Annotated in this window: 13 protein-coding genes; 2 read left to right on the forward strand and 11 right to left on the reverse strand. The window is 45.4% G+C overall.

Annotated elements, in window-relative coordinates:
* Position 1: 1 nt before the first annotated feature.
* The 4 genes from CLHUN_RS06105 to CLHUN_RS06120 form a co-directional block, all read right to left on the reverse strand.
* Positions 2-790 (reverse strand): ABC transporter permease, encoded by a 789-nt coding sequence (locus CLHUN_RS06105; protein WP_080063692.1) that lies wholly within the window; start codon positions 788-790, stop codon positions 2-4.
* On the reverse strand, positions 765-1,775 hold the full coding sequence (locus tag CLHUN_RS06110) for an ABC transporter ATP-binding protein (RefSeq protein WP_080063693.1): 1,011 nt from the start codon (positions 1,773-1,775) through the stop codon (positions 765-767). Before CLHUN_RS06110 ends, CLHUN_RS06105 begins: the two co-directional genes overlap by 26 nt.
* Positions 1,776-2,004: 229 nt before the next feature.
* Positions 2,005-2,487, reverse strand: coding sequence for a helix-turn-helix transcriptional regulator (locus tag CLHUN_RS06115; RefSeq protein WP_080063694.1), 483 nt, complete (start codon positions 2,485-2,487; stop codon positions 2,005-2,007).
* Between the two features lie 56 nt (positions 2,488-2,543).
* A complete protein-coding gene (locus CLHUN_RS06120) occupies positions 2,544-2,807 on the reverse strand; it encodes a LuxR family transcriptional regulator (protein ID WP_080063695.1) in 264 nt (87 codons plus the stop codon).
* Positions 2,808-3,082: 275 nt separating this feature from the next.
* Between CLHUN_RS06120 and CLHUN_RS06125 the strand changes: the two genes are divergently transcribed.
* A complete protein-coding gene (locus tag CLHUN_RS06125; RefSeq protein ID WP_080063696.1) occupies positions 3,083-5,416 on the forward strand; it encodes an alpha-galactosidase in 2,334 nt (777 codons plus the stop codon).
* Positions 5,417-5,447: 31 nt separating this feature from the next.
* Here the strand turns inward: CLHUN_RS06125 and CLHUN_RS06130 are convergent, their stop codons facing one another.
* Entirely contained in the window at positions 5,448-6,092 is a 645-nt protein-coding gene (locus CLHUN_RS06130; protein WP_080063697.1) for a hypothetical protein, read from the reverse strand.
* A 193-nt stretch (positions 6,093-6,285) separates the two neighbouring features.
* On the opposite strand from CLHUN_RS06130, the gene CLHUN_RS06135 reads away from it, so the two are divergent.
* The gene (locus CLHUN_RS06135) at positions 6,286-7,257 is read left to right on the forward strand and encodes a tRNA-dihydrouridine synthase family protein (RefSeq protein ID WP_080063698.1); all 972 of its coding nucleotides are present in this window, start codon (positions 6,286-6,288) and stop codon (positions 7,255-7,257) included.
* Between the two features lie 136 nt (positions 7,258-7,393).
* Here the strand turns inward: CLHUN_RS06135 and CLHUN_RS06140 are convergent, their stop codons facing one another.
* From CLHUN_RS06140 to CLHUN_RS06165, 6 genes are all read right to left on the reverse strand, one after another.
* The gene (locus CLHUN_RS06140) at positions 7,394-8,620 is read right to left on the reverse strand and encodes an aminopeptidase (RefSeq protein ID WP_080063699.1); all 1,227 of its coding nucleotides are present in this window, start codon (positions 8,618-8,620) and stop codon (positions 7,394-7,396) included.
* A 256-nt stretch (positions 8,621-8,876) separates the two neighbouring features.
* Entirely contained in the window at positions 8,877-9,497 is a 621-nt protein-coding gene (locus tag CLHUN_RS06145; protein ID WP_080063700.1) for a YczE/YyaS/YitT family protein, read from the reverse strand.
* Positions 9,498-9,665: 168 nt separating this feature from the next.
* On the reverse strand, positions 9,666-9,989 hold the full coding sequence (locus CLHUN_RS06150) for a hypothetical protein (RefSeq protein ID WP_080063701.1): 324 nt from the start codon (positions 9,987-9,989) through the stop codon (positions 9,666-9,668).
* Positions 9,990-10,282: 293 nt separating this feature from the next.
* Entirely contained in the window at positions 10,283-11,626 is a 1,344-nt protein-coding gene (locus tag CLHUN_RS06155) for a GDSL-type esterase/lipase family protein (RefSeq protein WP_242656451.1), read from the reverse strand.
* A 38-nt stretch (positions 11,627-11,664) separates the two neighbouring features.
* Entirely contained in the window at positions 11,665-13,134 is a 1,470-nt protein-coding gene (locus CLHUN_RS06160; RefSeq protein ID WP_242656452.1) for a GDSL-type esterase/lipase family protein, read from the reverse strand.
* A 381-nt stretch (positions 13,135-13,515) separates the two neighbouring features.
* Entirely contained in the window at positions 13,516-15,585 is a 2,070-nt protein-coding gene (locus CLHUN_RS06165; RefSeq protein WP_080063702.1) for a beta-glucosidase, read from the reverse strand.
* Between the last annotated feature and the right edge of the window lie 28 nt (positions 15,586-15,613).

Below are 15,613 nucleotides of genomic sequence, written 5' to 3' on the forward strand. Positions count from 1 at the left end.
GCTATCCTCCTTGTACCACCAATTTTTTCAGGGCAATCCTCCAAAGTACCTTTCCTGCCAGGAACAAGCCCAGTGCCCATATCAACTGCTTTACCATAACCATGGCTATCTCTTCCATGGGAACCTGTCCCAGATATATGGTTATGGGTACGTAATATATGGAGGCAAAGGGTGTAAGATTTATAAAATCCACCAGGAATTGCGGCATGAACCACAGGGGCAGCAAGGCTCCCGACAGTATCATTACTGCAGCATCCTTGATGGTAACCAGACTGAAGGTCCAGTAAAACCAGAAGGAGCTTATCCATACAATAAAATTCAGGTTGTACAATACCAGATAGCCCAGTATTGTACTTAATACGAAGCATGCTGCCATTGACAGGGAAAACGGGGGATACATCTTGAATAACACGATTGATACAATCAATGCGGGAATAAGCTGCATGACTATCCGAAAAACCAGTATTCCCAGGTTATATGAGAAAACATATGCGCTGAAGTTTATAGGTTTCAGCAAATCCAGGCCTATTGACCCCGATCTGACCTTGTATTCTATATGATACTCGTCCATTCCATATATACACTGCATCAGGAAGGACAGCACCACATATGTGATCAATATTTTGAACTGCACGCCGTCTACAGACTGCTCATCCTCATAGATAGCCTTCCATATGCATATATTTACAAATATCATTACGATTGCATTTATTACACCTGCGACATAATCCGCTCTATAGGTGATATTGTTTTGAAAGGCTTTTTTAGCAAACTCTACATACGCTCTCATCAAACTTTATACCTCCCTGATAGATCTCTCTGATTATCCCTTCAATCTCAGGTTCCTGAACGGTCAAATCAACTATTCCATACTTTTGGGTCAACTCATAGATCAGGCCTGAGACAGGAACCTGCTCCTTCTGAAATCTGAGCCACTTTTTCCGGTCTTTCTCCTCAACCACCTCAACACCGGGTATTTCAATCTTTCCCACATTCTCGGAAAAATCCACCACCAGTGTTCTGGTAGTACCAAAGCTGTCCTTTATATGTTGGACGGTACCGTCATATATTGTAGTACCCTGGTCTATGATAATCATTCTCTGACAGGTCTTTTCTATATCCTGCATATCATGTGTGGTGAAGAGCATGGTGGTTCCCTTTTCCTTGTTGATGAACCGTATGAATTCCCTTACCTTTTCCTTGGCAATTACGTCAAGTCCTATGGTGGGTTCGTCAAAGAATATTATTTCCGGATCATGGAGCAGAGCAGCCGCAATGTCCGCTCTCATCCTCTGTCCAAGACTCAACTGCCTTACGGGCTGTGACATGAAAGCATTTATTTCCAGCAGCTCATTGAACAGCGCCATATTGCTTTTAAAGGTTTTTTCAGGTATCTTGTAAACATATCTGAGCAATTCAAAGGTATCAACAACGGGCAAATCCCACCACAATTGGCTTCTCTGTCCGAATACCACTCCAAGCCTCATTGCATTCCGCTTCCTGTCCCTGGAAGGTGAAAGTCCGCCTATGGAAATTGAACCCGAGGTGGGAACCAGAATTCCTGTTAACATTTTTACAGTGGTGGATTTACCTGCTCCGTTGGGCCCTATAAATCCGACCATTTCGCCTTTTTCTATTGAAAAACTGATGTTGTCAACTGCACGCTTCATCTTGTATTCAGGTACTATCAAACCCTGAATCGAACCCAATAGCCCCTTCTTTCTTACATTTAGCTTATAGTCCTTTACCAGATTGTTAACTTCAATCAGAGGCATTTCTACATCCTTCTCTCATCAGTATTTTTATAGCTGTCGGATTGGAATCCAAAATTGCATTTTTCTGAATAAATTTGTTTTTTTCTGCAAATTATTGTTAACTTGTGTGATAATACATATTTTAACAGATAATGTAAACATAACTACTATGCCTTTGTGTAGTTATTACCAAAAACAAAAGTGGCACTACCCACATAGGTAGTGCCACTTTTGTTTTTACCGGCAAAATTCAGCATTCTATTTCGTCAATATTCAGAATATTAAGCTTCAGACACTTAATCACCGCCTGGGACGTACATTCCACATTGAGCTTTCTGAAAATGAATTTTTTGTGGTATTTTACAGTGTTTATACTGATGCCCTGGTTTGAGGCAATAACCTTGTCAGGTATTCCTGCCGCCATAAGCTTCAGTATTTCGATCTGCTTCTTTGTCAGGCAGCAATTTTTGCCGTCAGAAAGAAAAGAATGCAGTTTTCCGACTTTAAACTCATTCATAATCTTGTAAGCTGTCAAATCTGCAAGAATTTTAAGATCTATTTCTATTTTTTCACTCAGCCTGCATAGTACGAAATATCCCAATACCTCGCAGTTGAAGTATAAAGGAATGGAATATAGAAAGATATCCTTGAGCAGGTCGCAGTAATGGTGCTGGGGAATTGTGTACACCGCCTTTTTCAGCTTCATGGAAAGGGCAACAGCATTTGTCCCCATAACTTTCTCGGAAAAAGATATACCCTCTTTTATTCCTATTCTTTCAACTCTGCGAACTAGCTCCCTACAGCATTTTTTTTTAAAAGTACCCCTTCCGAATTCACAAGGAGCATTGCTAAATTGTTGTTTATGGACAAGTCGTCAAAATCACAACCCAGGTCTCCGAATATCGTCCCCAGCAGTTTGCTCTCATTCAGGGCAGTTTGAAAGACCTCCTCGTTAATACCAGCATTAATAACGCTGGTAGTGTTATCCACTCCGCTGCTCATGCACCTCCTCCAAGATGCAAAGATTTCATCCACAGGCTGTAGTGTCATCATATGTATACCCCTCTCAAATTAATATTGCATTTGTTATGTAAAAACGCTGCTGCCATATCTGATTCAACATATTTGCAAAGCTATAAAGTCAATACTAAGAAAAGGAATAATATTTTGTTTATACAAATATATTACCATTTTTGACTTTAGGTTACAAAATATTTTAAATTCCGGAAAGCGTTCCGGCTGGCCCATTTGCTTGTAACCTGCCTGAAACTGTGTTATTCTTAACAGTAACAGATTTTGGCTTTCAACTTATTTGAGGGGGAACTGTTATGATAACTATTAAAGGTAACGCATTCAGGCTGGATACTGGAAACACCTCCTATCTTTTCAAAATTACCAGCTTCGGCCATCTTGAACATTTATACTACGGGGCCCGCCTGGCCGGGTATGAAGCTGCCTCCGGGCTGTCTCAGAAGCGGACCGTACCCATGGGCTGCACTATATTGTATGATTCCTCCGACGAGCTGTACTGCCTGGACAATTTATACCTGGAATGGTCCGATATCGGCAGGGGCGATTACAGACAAAGCCCCACCGAGCTGAAAATGCCCGACGGAAACTTTACCAGTGACTTTGTATACTATTCACATAATGTCCTTTCAGGTTCGGTTTCCATAAAATCCTTACCCTGTGCTTACAATGCAGATCAGACACTTGTGGTTACCTTGAAGGATAAATGTCACAATATTTTTCTGGATTTGTATTTTACCGTTTTTGAAAAAACTGATGTTATAACCCGCCGTGCAGTGCTGACAAACAAGGGTGACGGCCTGTTGTCCGTCCGCCGTATTATGAGCCTGTCTCTGGACCTGCCTGACGAAGATTTCAGGCTGCTCACTCTTGACGGCGGCTGGATCAAGGAAGCGCATCTTCATGAAAGACCTGTCCAGTACGGAATTACAGTAAATTCTTCCACAACAGGCAACAGCAGCAGCCGTCACAATCCCGGCTTCATGCTGGCAGAAGCGGATGCCACCCAGGATACCGGCCATGTCTATGGTTTCAATCTTGTCTACAGCGGAAACCATTACAGCCTTGTGGAAAAATCCGGTCGGGACATTGTCAGGGTTCAGACTGGTATAAACCCTCACTGCTTTGATTGGAATATCAGTCCGGGAGAATGCTTTGAAACCCCCGAGGCTGTTATGACCTCCAGTGAGAGGGGCTTTAACGGCATGAGTCATAATATGCATTCGTTTATAAACGAACATATTGTTCGCAGTCACTGGAAAAACCGTGAACGGCCTGTATTGCTCAACAACTGGGAAGCGCATTTCTTTGACTTCGATGAAAACAGGCTTCTGGAGCTGGCAGCAGATGCCAAAAATCTGGGCGTGGAACTTTTCGTGCTGGATGACGGTTGGTTTGGAGAGCGGAGCAGCGACAAGAGCGGTCTGGGTGATTACTGGGTAAACCCCAAAAAGTTTCCCGGCGGCATGAAAGCCTTTGTGCAGAAGATCAAGGCTTTGGGGCTGAATTTCGGCCTGTGGTTCGAGCCTGAGATGATAAATCCCGACAGTGACCTTTATAGAAGCCATCCTGAGTATGCAGTAACCATTTACGGCAGAACACCGGCCATGGGAAGAAATCAACTGGTATTGGATCTTTGCCGGCCCGAGGTACGGGAATATATCGTAAAAAATGTGGGAGCACTGCTGGACGAAGCCGGAATAGACTATGTAAAGTGGGATATGAACAGGAATATGGCAGAAGGCTGTTCGCCGGTGTTCAATAATCAGGGGGAATTTTACCACAGGTATATTATCGGGCTTTATGAGGTTTTATCCCGTATATTCGGCGCCCGTCCCCATATCCTGCTGGAAAGCTGCTCCAGCGGCGGCAACCGCTTTGACCTGGGCATGCTGTGCTTCAGCCCGCAGGTATGGTCCTCCGACGACACAGATCCGGTAGAGCGTCTGAAAATCCAAACCGGACTTTCCTACTTGTATCCGCCCTCAACCATGGGTGCCCATGTTTCACAATCTCCCAACCAGCAGACTCTTCGCAGGACGCCGCTGTCCACACGTTTTAACACTGCCTGTTTCGGCTGCCTGGGTTATGAGCTTGACCTCAAGCGCCTGTCCCAGGAGGAAAAGGAGGATATTGCAGAGCAGATAGCTTTTTACAAGCAATACCGGAAGATTTTGCAGTATGGCACCTTTTACAGGATAAAAACCTACAAGTCAAACAAGGTAGTCTGGCAAAGCCTCAGCCAGGACAGGACCACCGCGCTGACCGGCTTTTTCCAACTGCTCTCCACTGCTGCGGAAAGCGACGATAAACTAATAATAGCAGATTTGAAGGCTGGTCTGTACAGTGTGAAAAACCGTCCCCGGCGGCTTTATCTAAAGAGCTTCGGAGAGCTTTTGATGCATCTGCTCCCGAAAGAGCACAAGTCTGACGGTTCCGTGTTCGGGGCCGTGGAAGCGGACCCCGCCATAGCTGACTGTATACAGGAATTTGAATGCTCAAACAGGGCGCTGGCAAAGGGGATACCTCTGCCCACACAGTTTTCAGGCTCGGGTTACAATGAAAATGTAAGGCTGTACGGAGATTTTGGTTCCGATATGTATATTGCCCGGTTAAAAAATGCAGAGACTTGAACAGCCAAGTCTCTGCATTTTTATCTTAAAATCATGTGGTCTTTACTTCCTGCTTTCCTGTTACTTTACTCTTTTCATCCATACTGAAGGATTTTTTGATATCCTCCGAGGTAAAATATACATTTCCGTCTACAGTGGCATCCACCAGCTTGAAGTTCTTCACGGACACATACAGGTCACCCTTGAAGGTTCCATGCTGGATACTGGCCTCAGGGCTCTTTATGGTGAATTTGGGAGCGGTCAAGGTGTATCTCGCAGTTATATTGCGGTTCTCGTCCTGAGAATAAAGTGCAACCTTCCTCTGGATAATATCCTTGCCTGCCGTGTCCTTCTTGCCGTTTTTATACTCGCCCTCCAGGGTAATATCCTTGTCCAGCTTCACATCTTTGGTTATGGCAATAATCCATGTTCCGTTTGTCCCTATGGCCTTTTCAAAGGCTGCCGCATTATCGACAATTGAAGCGGAGGTGACTGCATCGGTGGTGGATGTTGCCGCCGAAGTAGTTCCGGCAGAGGTTGTACCTGCGGCAGTAGTGATGGCCGCGGTTGTAGGCGTGGTTGTCTGTGTCGCGGGAGTCGTGGTATTGCCGGGCTGTTCCTCCTTTTTGGCACAGCCTGTGAATAGGGCAATTGTAAGTACGAGTACTGCGGGGATTATCAACTTTTTGTTTCTCATCTTTAAAACCTCCTAAATATTATGGTATTTACCAATGTTTAGTATCACCACAATTCCAGGAATTATTAGCACAAATGAAAAATTTATGAAATTTTACCGTAAGGTGTTCCCCTCCTGAAAAAACTATTGTATTTAATCCGATTACTATTTATTATTGAGAATGAATCAATTTATACTACAGGAGATATTGAAAATGAAGCTTTACCTGGCACCCCTTCAAGGAATGACCACAGCTTGCTACAGGAACGCATATGCAAGAATTTTCGGAGGGATTGATGCGTATTATTCACCGTTTATAGCTACGGCGGACAATGAAAGAATCAGCAGGGCCCTGTTGAAGGACCTGCTTCCGGAACATAACGAGGACCGGGTGAAAATCGTACCCCAGCTTCTGAGCAATAGCGGCGAGGCTTTTCGGCGGTTTGCCGGGACCATATATGAAATGGGCCATACCGAAATAAACTGGAATATAGGCTGCCCTTTTCCAATGGTGACAAAAAAGAAAAAAGGAGCCGGCATACTGTCCCATCCCCATATGATACAAAGCTTTCTTGATACTGTTTGTGAGAACCTGCCCTATTCCCTGACGGTTAAAATGCGCCTGGGAATGAACTCCGGCGAAGAAGGGCTGAGAGTAATGGAGATACTTAATCAATATCCCCTGGGAGGTGTCATCATACATGCCCGCACCGGTGTACAGATGTATTCCGGCTCTGTTGACCTGGAAGCCTTTGAAGCCCTTTCGGCAGCCTGCAGGCATCAGGTGACCTATAACGGCGATATCTTCACCAGCGGCGGCTTTACAAGCATCAGCGAAAGGCTCCCCGCAGTAAATAATTTCATGCTGGGCAGAGGTGCTCTGCGCGATCCTTTTCTTCCTTGGGCTATCAGGGGGAAAACCTTCTCCCCTGCAGACAAAGTGCATATGCTGAGAGAATTCCATGGAGAAATACTTCAATACTACAAAACTTCTCTTTCCGGGGAAAAACACATATGTGACAAAATGAAGGAGTTCTGGTCCTATATATCGGTACATACCGACAGAGATGGAAAGCTGATGAAAAAAATAAAGAAATGCCATAGCTTAATCAGCTATCTGGAAATTGTAAATCAAGTGCTGGACTCTCCGGACTGCTGGAACGACACTCCTCTCCGAAGTATATAAAGCCCCTGCTGATACGGCTAAAGTCCCGCCGGAATAAATTTATTCCGGCGGGACTGGCTTTTTTATTTAAGGTATACAAATTCGCCAAAAGCGCCATATACTGTTACCACACTTTTAATTAGCACTACAGGTTAAATTAAAAAACAAAGTTGCCTGCGTGAAAAATCCGCACCTCTTCACCGGAGGCTTCTACACCCACGATTTCCATATCCGCAGTACCAATCATAAAATCCTCATGCTCAAGGGAATCATTTACTCCACGTTTTTTCATATCTTCCTCCGTCAGCTCCCGAGCATCCTTAAAGCAGGGGTATGCCTTTCCTATGGCCAAATGGCAGGAGGCATTCTCGTCATAAAGCGTATTGTAAAACAGTATCCCTGAATTTGAAATAGGTGAGTCAAAAGGAACAAGTGCCACTTCACCCAGATAATGAGAACCTTCATCAGTTTCAATAAGGTTTTTCAGCGCCTCATAACCTTTCTTTGCCGTAAAATCAACTATTCTGCCCTTTTCAAAGGTAATGGAGAAATCCTCAATAAGGCTTCCGTTATAACAAAGAGGCATGGAGCTCACAACCACACCATTTACACCTGTCCTGACAGGAAGCGTAAAAACCTCCTCGGTGGGCATGTTGGGCAGGAATACCTGACCCTCGGGTGTATGCTCCGCCCCTGCCATCCAAATATGCTTTTCAGGCAGTTCAACCTTAAGCCGGGTGCCCAGGGAATTTTTATATATCAGATAACTGAACTCCTTTGAATTTAAAAAATTTAATCTCCCGGCCAACTGCGCCTTGTGTTCCTCCCAGGCTGCAACAGGGTCCGGCGTATCAGCCCGGACAGAACTCAATATGGCCTTCCAGAGCTTTTCAACCGCTTCTTCCTCAGCCGCCTCCGGAAATACCTTTTTTGCCCACTGAATTGTGGGTACTGAAATCACACACCAGGGATTCTTGCTGCTCATCAGCCTGTCTGAATACTCCTTAAGGGCAGAACTTCTGGCCTTGCTTGCCCTTGCTATGCGCTTTGCGTCCACATCCTTCAAAAGCTCCGGGTCGGAGGCTGCAATACTCAAAAATGCTGCTCCCTGGACGGCATATGACATGTATAAATCTTTATTCCATTGGGGAAAGCCGTCAAGTACCTCCTCAGAGGCATGCAATAATCTGATTTTGGAAAACTGCTCATCCTTCCAGTTGACCACCACATCTCCGGCACCCTCCAGGTACGCCGTCTGCGCTATCAACCTTGTAAATTCCGCACATTCCAAAGGGGAATTGATGACTAAAATCTGTCCTTTTTGGATATTCACACCTGCTTTTATTACCAATTGTGCATACTTTTTAATAAGTTCCTGTTCCATTTATGATTTATCCCTTCAAATAGAATTATATTTATCTATTTAAAGTTTACCACAAATTGTATTAAATTAGTCCGTCGTGCTGATTAATAAAGTCTTTAAAAAATAAGTTCGTAAGGTATGCTTTTTCGCCAAAAGCGTCATATACAAGTATTTATTTGAAGCTCGTCCGGAAGCAGGTAGCAGGTGGCAGCCGGACAGCTTTCTGCCTGTTTACCACCTTTTTAACCAGCACTATAGGTTAAATCAACCCATTATTCTAGTGGCCTGACCTTCTGCCATATCTGAGCGGAACGGCTATCCTGCGGTTGAAAAGCGCTATAAAAGGCCCCATGAAAAAGGCGGTGACAAGTGTCCCTATACCGACGGTCGCACCCAGCAGAAGCCCGCAGGCGGTGCATATAAAATCAGAACCTATCCTGCAATATTGAAAACGTGCGACTTTTCTTTCAGACAGAATAAGTGCAACGGCATCATAGGTGGAAACTCCCAGGTCTCCTGTAAAGTACAGGGATGATCCGAAACACATGATGACTATGCCCACAACCAGGAAAATAAGTCTGATAGCAAGAGTCGGTTCAGAAATCCATGCCTCCATCAGCCAGGATGAAAACTGAACTACATATCCCAGCAGAAAAATGTTAACAAATGTTCCCAGACCAATTTTTCTCCTGTCAATAAAAAATATTGCAATCAACATAATAATGTTCAAAATTGTATAAAAAGTGCCATAGCCCAGAGGAAGCTTCATGGAAATCCCATGTGCCAGCACCTGAAACGGGTCCATGCCGAAACCTGAAAAATTAAACATACCTACACTAAACCCCGCCATCAGTACACCTGCCACAGTCATGACAATTCTTCTGTATTTTTCGCTCATAGTTAACTCCATTTTCGCTCAGCATATAAAGCACATATGAAATGCGCATTATTGTTTACATAATTACTTAACCAAAATACTATGCTATACGAAACAGAGGGCTTTGTCAAGCTACAAAAATAGCACCCGGATACACCCGGATGCCTTGAAATCACATTGCATTTGCTCTTAAACCGACTTGTTGATTTTGCCGTCATCCAGGCCGTCCTTGATCAGGTCGAACCACTGCTGGAGCTTTTGCTTCAGCAGGCTCCTGGGGATGAACAATCTCAGCCACGCAGGAATTATACCGTATAGCTGGTCAAGCACCAGGTTGAACCTTTCCTGCCCCTTCTTCGTGCCCACGATGACATCCTCAGCCTGCCTTATCATTTTATAGGCAAGTTTCCTGAGTTTATCCCAACGCCTGTTCACCGCCAAATAGACCATATATGCTGCTAATGCCAGTGCCGTTACTATAACCAACCAATTTTTCAATAAAAAATCCAGCATTATACCCATCTCCCTTCAGATTAATGATTCATCAAGCTGTCACAGGTACTTGATGGTTTTAGGTTTGTCCTCCCATATTTAAGGCAAACCCCGGGCAGGATTAACAACCTGTTTTAACAGAACGCCTGCTTGAGAGTATTTCAATAAACCTTTCCCAGCCTTGACAGGTGTTGCTCCGCTTCAGCAGACGCATCAAAAAAGCTCCTGCCGGCAAGGTTTTTGCCGGGCAGGAGCTTTTTCTTCCATAAAGTTGGCAGTACTTATATAACAGATATAACAGACCGGTCTGGCAGCTACCAGCCCAAATCCTTCCGGATTGCGGCAGCAAGTTGATTTGCCATTAATTCATGGGTTTTAACGCTGGGGTGCCAATCCTCTCCATATCCGTTTGAGGCATCCTGCATTGGAAATTCGATATAATGAATCTTTCCGTCTCCCGCAGAATTCTTCTGTGTTACCACGGTATTTATAAAATCCCTCGCACTTGTCAGATTGTCCCCATTGAGCATGGGCCCCATAGCACAGTATATGTGAGCCTGTGGGTACTGGCTGCGGATCTTGCCTGCAAACGCGGAGTAGGCCGCAGTAAAAGCTGCCTTGTCCGGTATTCCCACACTGAAGTCGTTGGTTCCAAGATTAATGACCGCCACCTGAGGTGTCCATTTCCCGGTATCCCATGCAGGTATGGCGCTGTAAGGCAGAATCCTTTGGTAAAGTGCAGGCATAAGCTCGCTGGTATCTCCGCCATAGTTCCTGACTACTCCTTTTCCAGACCAGCAGACAGTAACCGGATCAGCGTCCAGCAGCCTTGCAGTCATGGCACCGTAAGCCAGGTAAGCATTTTCATTCTTGGAGGTAAAGCTTTGATACTGGCTTGTACCCTCATTTCCATAGCCGCAGGTTATAGAGTCTCCTATAAACTCAATCCGCCTGGCAGAAGGAGCCGGAGGTGCCAGCAGACTGCCGCCGGAAACATTGAAGCCCAGGAATTGGACTTCTCCAAGCCAGGCCTCAGTCCTTCTGACCAATTCTATGATATGGCTGCCATTGGTGAGACCGCTTGCAAGCACAACAGGGCTTGATGCCCCTGCGGGCACGTTTACAGGCGCAAGCACCCTGCCGTCCAGTATCACATTAAACCAGTTGTCACCGGTTGATTTCAGGGTCACACTGATTCCCGCGCCCTGGAAATTTGCCTTAATAGCAGATGTACTCCACGCAAATTTGGGGCCGGCAGGATCACTGGTATCAAAACGCCCCACTAACAGTACACCGGGATTTACCGGGTCGGGAACATATGGCAGCGATGCTATCCCGCCCAGCAGAAATTTTTTCAATATTGCATAATCTACCGAATCAACGGTTCTGTCAATATTCAAATCCATGTATTCCATATATGGCTGTTCCGGCTCCATTAAATATTTTTTAAACAATGCAAAATCCAAAGCATCAACATTCGTGTCGTTGTTGCAGTCTCCGTATATCAGTCCGGAAACTGCCAAAGTACTGTTCGCTTCAATGTCGGAAGGGCTTTCATACGCATTGCCTGCAGCAATGGGAAGCATTAACACGGCAAGAAGCATAACAATCATCATACCTCCCGTCAAAGATCTGCTCATTTTAGCTGTATTTCTCATATGTATCATCTCACTTTCCTGTCATATATTTCTTTGTTTTATTTTGAAAAAAGAGTCAAATCCACTGCTTCAGACATTTTTTTATAGCCTTCGGCGTTGAGATGCAAATGGTCACCGCTGTCATAGGAACCCGATAATTGCTTTTGATTGCCCGGATTTCTAACGGCGGCGTCAAAGTCAATTACCGCATCAAACTGTCCGCCTGTTCTGATCCAGTTGTTCACAGTCTGCCTGGCCTGCTCATGTGCCGCGCTGTCATACTGGGAGCCGCCAAAGGGCGTGATTGTGGCACCATAAACCAGGATGCCCCTTGCATGTGCTTTTGTGATAAATTCCTTATAGGCATTTATCAGGTTTGTGGCAACCGCCTGAGAACCCCCGGCACCAATATCATTTACACCTTCAAATATTATAACGTACCTGATGCCGCTTTGCTGCAGCACGTCACGTTCGAATCTGGAAAGTGCCGTAGGCCCCAGTCCGCCTGACAGTACAGCGTTCCCGCCAATCCCCTGATTCAGTACCGAAACCTTTGAAGTGGCCGTATTTTCCTGCAAACGCCATGCCAATCTGTCGGTCCAGCGGTCATTTCCGTTTGTTGTGGACCCCCTTCCGTCCGTAATGGAATCTCCCAATGCTACTGCTGCTTTGCAGGAATCTCCTGCAAATATGTCAATGCCTATGAGGACATACCAGTGCTCGGTAACTGCCGCACCGGACATGCTTAAACTGCCTGCTGCATTTCCCGGCTTCAGGTAGGAGGTTGTTCTTGAACCGGGATGTCCTGTCAGCGCTGCAGGTACATTGCCGAAATATATGGTTACTGCCATATTTGTCAACTTTGTCAGGCTGTAGTCCAAGGTATCCGAAGTAACGGTTTTTCCTGCCGGAATTGTCACCGCCTCCTTGCCGGAGAAGGTCAATACCCGGTCTGTTCCCTGCCGGATGGAGCTTTCTCCGGCTGATTCCGCCAGATGTACAGAATTCAGCGTCAGCGGTGAATTTCCATACTCATTTGAAAATTTTAATCTCAATTGGCTGCCTCCCGCAGAGACACATACAACCTGGCGAAGAGTGTTGTTGGACAACCCGGGAGAAGGAGGCATATTTGCCGCTTCCGTCAGTTGAGGTGCAGTTGACCATGTACCCACCCATTTTGTGGCTGTTTCAGGTACGGTATACGGCAGAGAAGTCAGCTTGCCCATGAGGTACTGCTTCATTATGGAAACATCAATTGCATCTATGGAATTGTCTGCATTGAGGTCCATTGTACTGTTGTAGCCATGCGCAGAATCGGCTATATATTGCTTTATAAGTGCAAAATCCAGAGCGTCAATGCTTCCGTCATTGTTGCAGTCTCCGCATATAGAGGGACTGCTCTTTTCAATATCCGGCAGCGGCTCCACACCAAATCCGTCAGCGACAGGCCTTGGAACAGTTCCTGTCAATAACGCCAACAGAATCGTGAGCACTGATCCCATTCTGACAATATTCTTTTTTATTGACATATGATTCACTCCTTGGAAAAGCTTTTAAGGGTACATTGGTGTGCAATCCAGTGGATAGATATGCTGCGATATGTAGAGCTGCCAAAAGGACATCGGATTCCGGCCCGGCCGGAACCACCGTAACAGCAGGTAATTTTATTATAGAATGCGGACAGTTTCCATTACAATACAAATAGTTTGACAATAATAACGATTATCCGAAATTATTTTGCTATAAATTGTAAAATTCTGCACTATTTTCATTTTTCTTAAGCAGGACTAATTATCTGCCCTGAAAAAATAGTAAAAAAGCAGAACTGTAAAAAAAATGCATGTATTTGGTCCTTGGCTCAAAATAAGCCTCCGACAAATACATGCAAGGTTTTTTAACGTATTAACAAATCACAGCTTAACGGTTCCCATAATCAAATCGTCACTGGAGGAGCTCGTACCTATATATAACTCGTACTCCATGTGCTCCAGTTCCATCTTATTTGTTTGTTCATTGAAGAAGCACAGCTTCTCTATAGGACAGGATATAGTGACTGTTTTCTCCTCTCCGGGTAACAGGGATACTCTCTCAAATCCTCTTAAAACCTTCACAGGTCTGTCTATGGAGGAATTTTTGAAGCCCGCATACAACTGGAGCACTTCGGTGCCTTCAGCACTGCCGGTATTCCTGATATTGCAGGTTGCCGACACTTTGCTTCCCTCAGCAGCAAATGTCGCTCCTCCTATACTGAAGGTTGTATAGGACATTCCGAAACCATACGGGAGAAGAGGTTTGACACCTTCCTTGTCAAGCTTTGCATAGCCGTGATAATAATCATAATGCTGGGAAGTAGTATCCCACTCAACCGCAGGCAGGTCGCTTTCATTATACGGCAGAACGAACGGAAGCTTGCCGCTTGGATTTACATCTCCAAACAGAATTTCAGCTAAAGCCTTTCCCCCCTCCATGCCGGGGTAATATGCCATCAGGATTGAGCTTACACAATTCTTCCACTCAGTTATCATTATCATGTTTCCGCCTATCAATACTGCTGCCGAGTTGCTGTTTACAGGCCCCACAGTCTTGAGCAGGTCTATCTCGTTCCTGTGGAGTCCCAGTGAAAACCTGCGGTCACCTCCCATGGTACCGGTATAACCCTCAGCTTCATCCTCAGATACGAATTCTCCCTCGTCATTATGATCGTAGCCAACTATGAAAACTACTGCATCGGCCTCCTTTGCAAGTGCTTTTGCCTTTTCAAAATCATCTCCCCTGTCATAGGTGATTTGAGTTTCGGGTGCAACCATCTGCAAACCCTGAATAGGGGATATGACATAAGGCGGACGTACCCAACTTGAGCCGTGGTCTCCGATTGGCTCCAATTCCCCTAATGCACCCAGCACAAGCAGCTTTTTGGTCTTCTTTTTATCCAGGGGCAGAACCTTGTTCTCATTCTTCAGCAGTGTTATACCTTTTCTTGCACTTTCCAGGGCCAGTGAAACATGCTCCCTGCAGGCCAGCACAGAAGTCTCCGCAGGAGCTTCATGCCAGCTTGTAAATGCCAGCAGGGTACGGATTATGCGTAATGCGGAATCGTCTATTTTCTCCTCAGGCACCAGACCATCCTTCACTGCTTTTATGAGCTTGTCCCCAAAGTACATGGTATGAGCCATTTCAATATTCTGACCGCCGTTTGCCGCCTCAACGGTATCCTTGACTCCCCAGTAGAAGTCACTCATGACAAAGCCGTCAAAGTCCCACTCCTCTTTCAGTACTTCATTCAGGAGATAGTTATGGTGCCCGCAGTGTGTGCCCTTGTAAAGGTTGTAAGAGCTCATTACGCTTGCGGCTCCTGCATCTATGCAGTCCTTGAAGTGCGCCAGGTATACTTCCCTCTCGGTTCTTTTATCGCATTCCACACTAACCTTGAAGCGGGAATTTTCCATCTGGTTGAAGGCATAGTGCTTTATGCATGCAATAACGTCTTCTTCCTGCACGCCCCGAACCAGGGCCGCTCCCATCTGTCCCAGGTGGAAGGACTCCTCTCCGTAAGTTTCCTGGCTTCTTCCCCAGCCCGGATTATATGGAAGATTAATGCAGACTCCTCCGAAAAGGTTTCCGTTAAAGGCTCTTATTTCTTTACCTATGGCACGTCCGATTTTCTCCTCCAGCTCAGTGTCAAAGCTGGCGCCTCTCAGCATGGATACCGGAAAACAGGTGGTTTTACCATTACCGCATACCACGCCCCTTGGTCCGTCGCAGAACAGCATGGGCGGAAGTCCAACCCTTTCAATACCTCCTGCCGGATATGGAAAGTAGTTGTAATGCAGATTGTCGGGGTCCTTTGTAATATTGGCCAATTCATCCTGCAGGCTGATTTGTCCGCTCATCAGGTAAACCTTTTCCTCCAGGGTCAGACTTTTCAGAATCTTTTCAGCTTTTCCGGTAAATCCTAAACGATACTCCTTGTTACACTTCATCTTACATGCCTCCTTAAAATCTTCTGAT

This window comes from Ruminiclostridium hungatei (assembly GCF_002051585.1).
Taxonomy (GTDB): Bacteria; Bacillota; Clostridia; order Acetivibrionales; family DSM-1351; genus Ruminiclostridium; species Ruminiclostridium hungatei.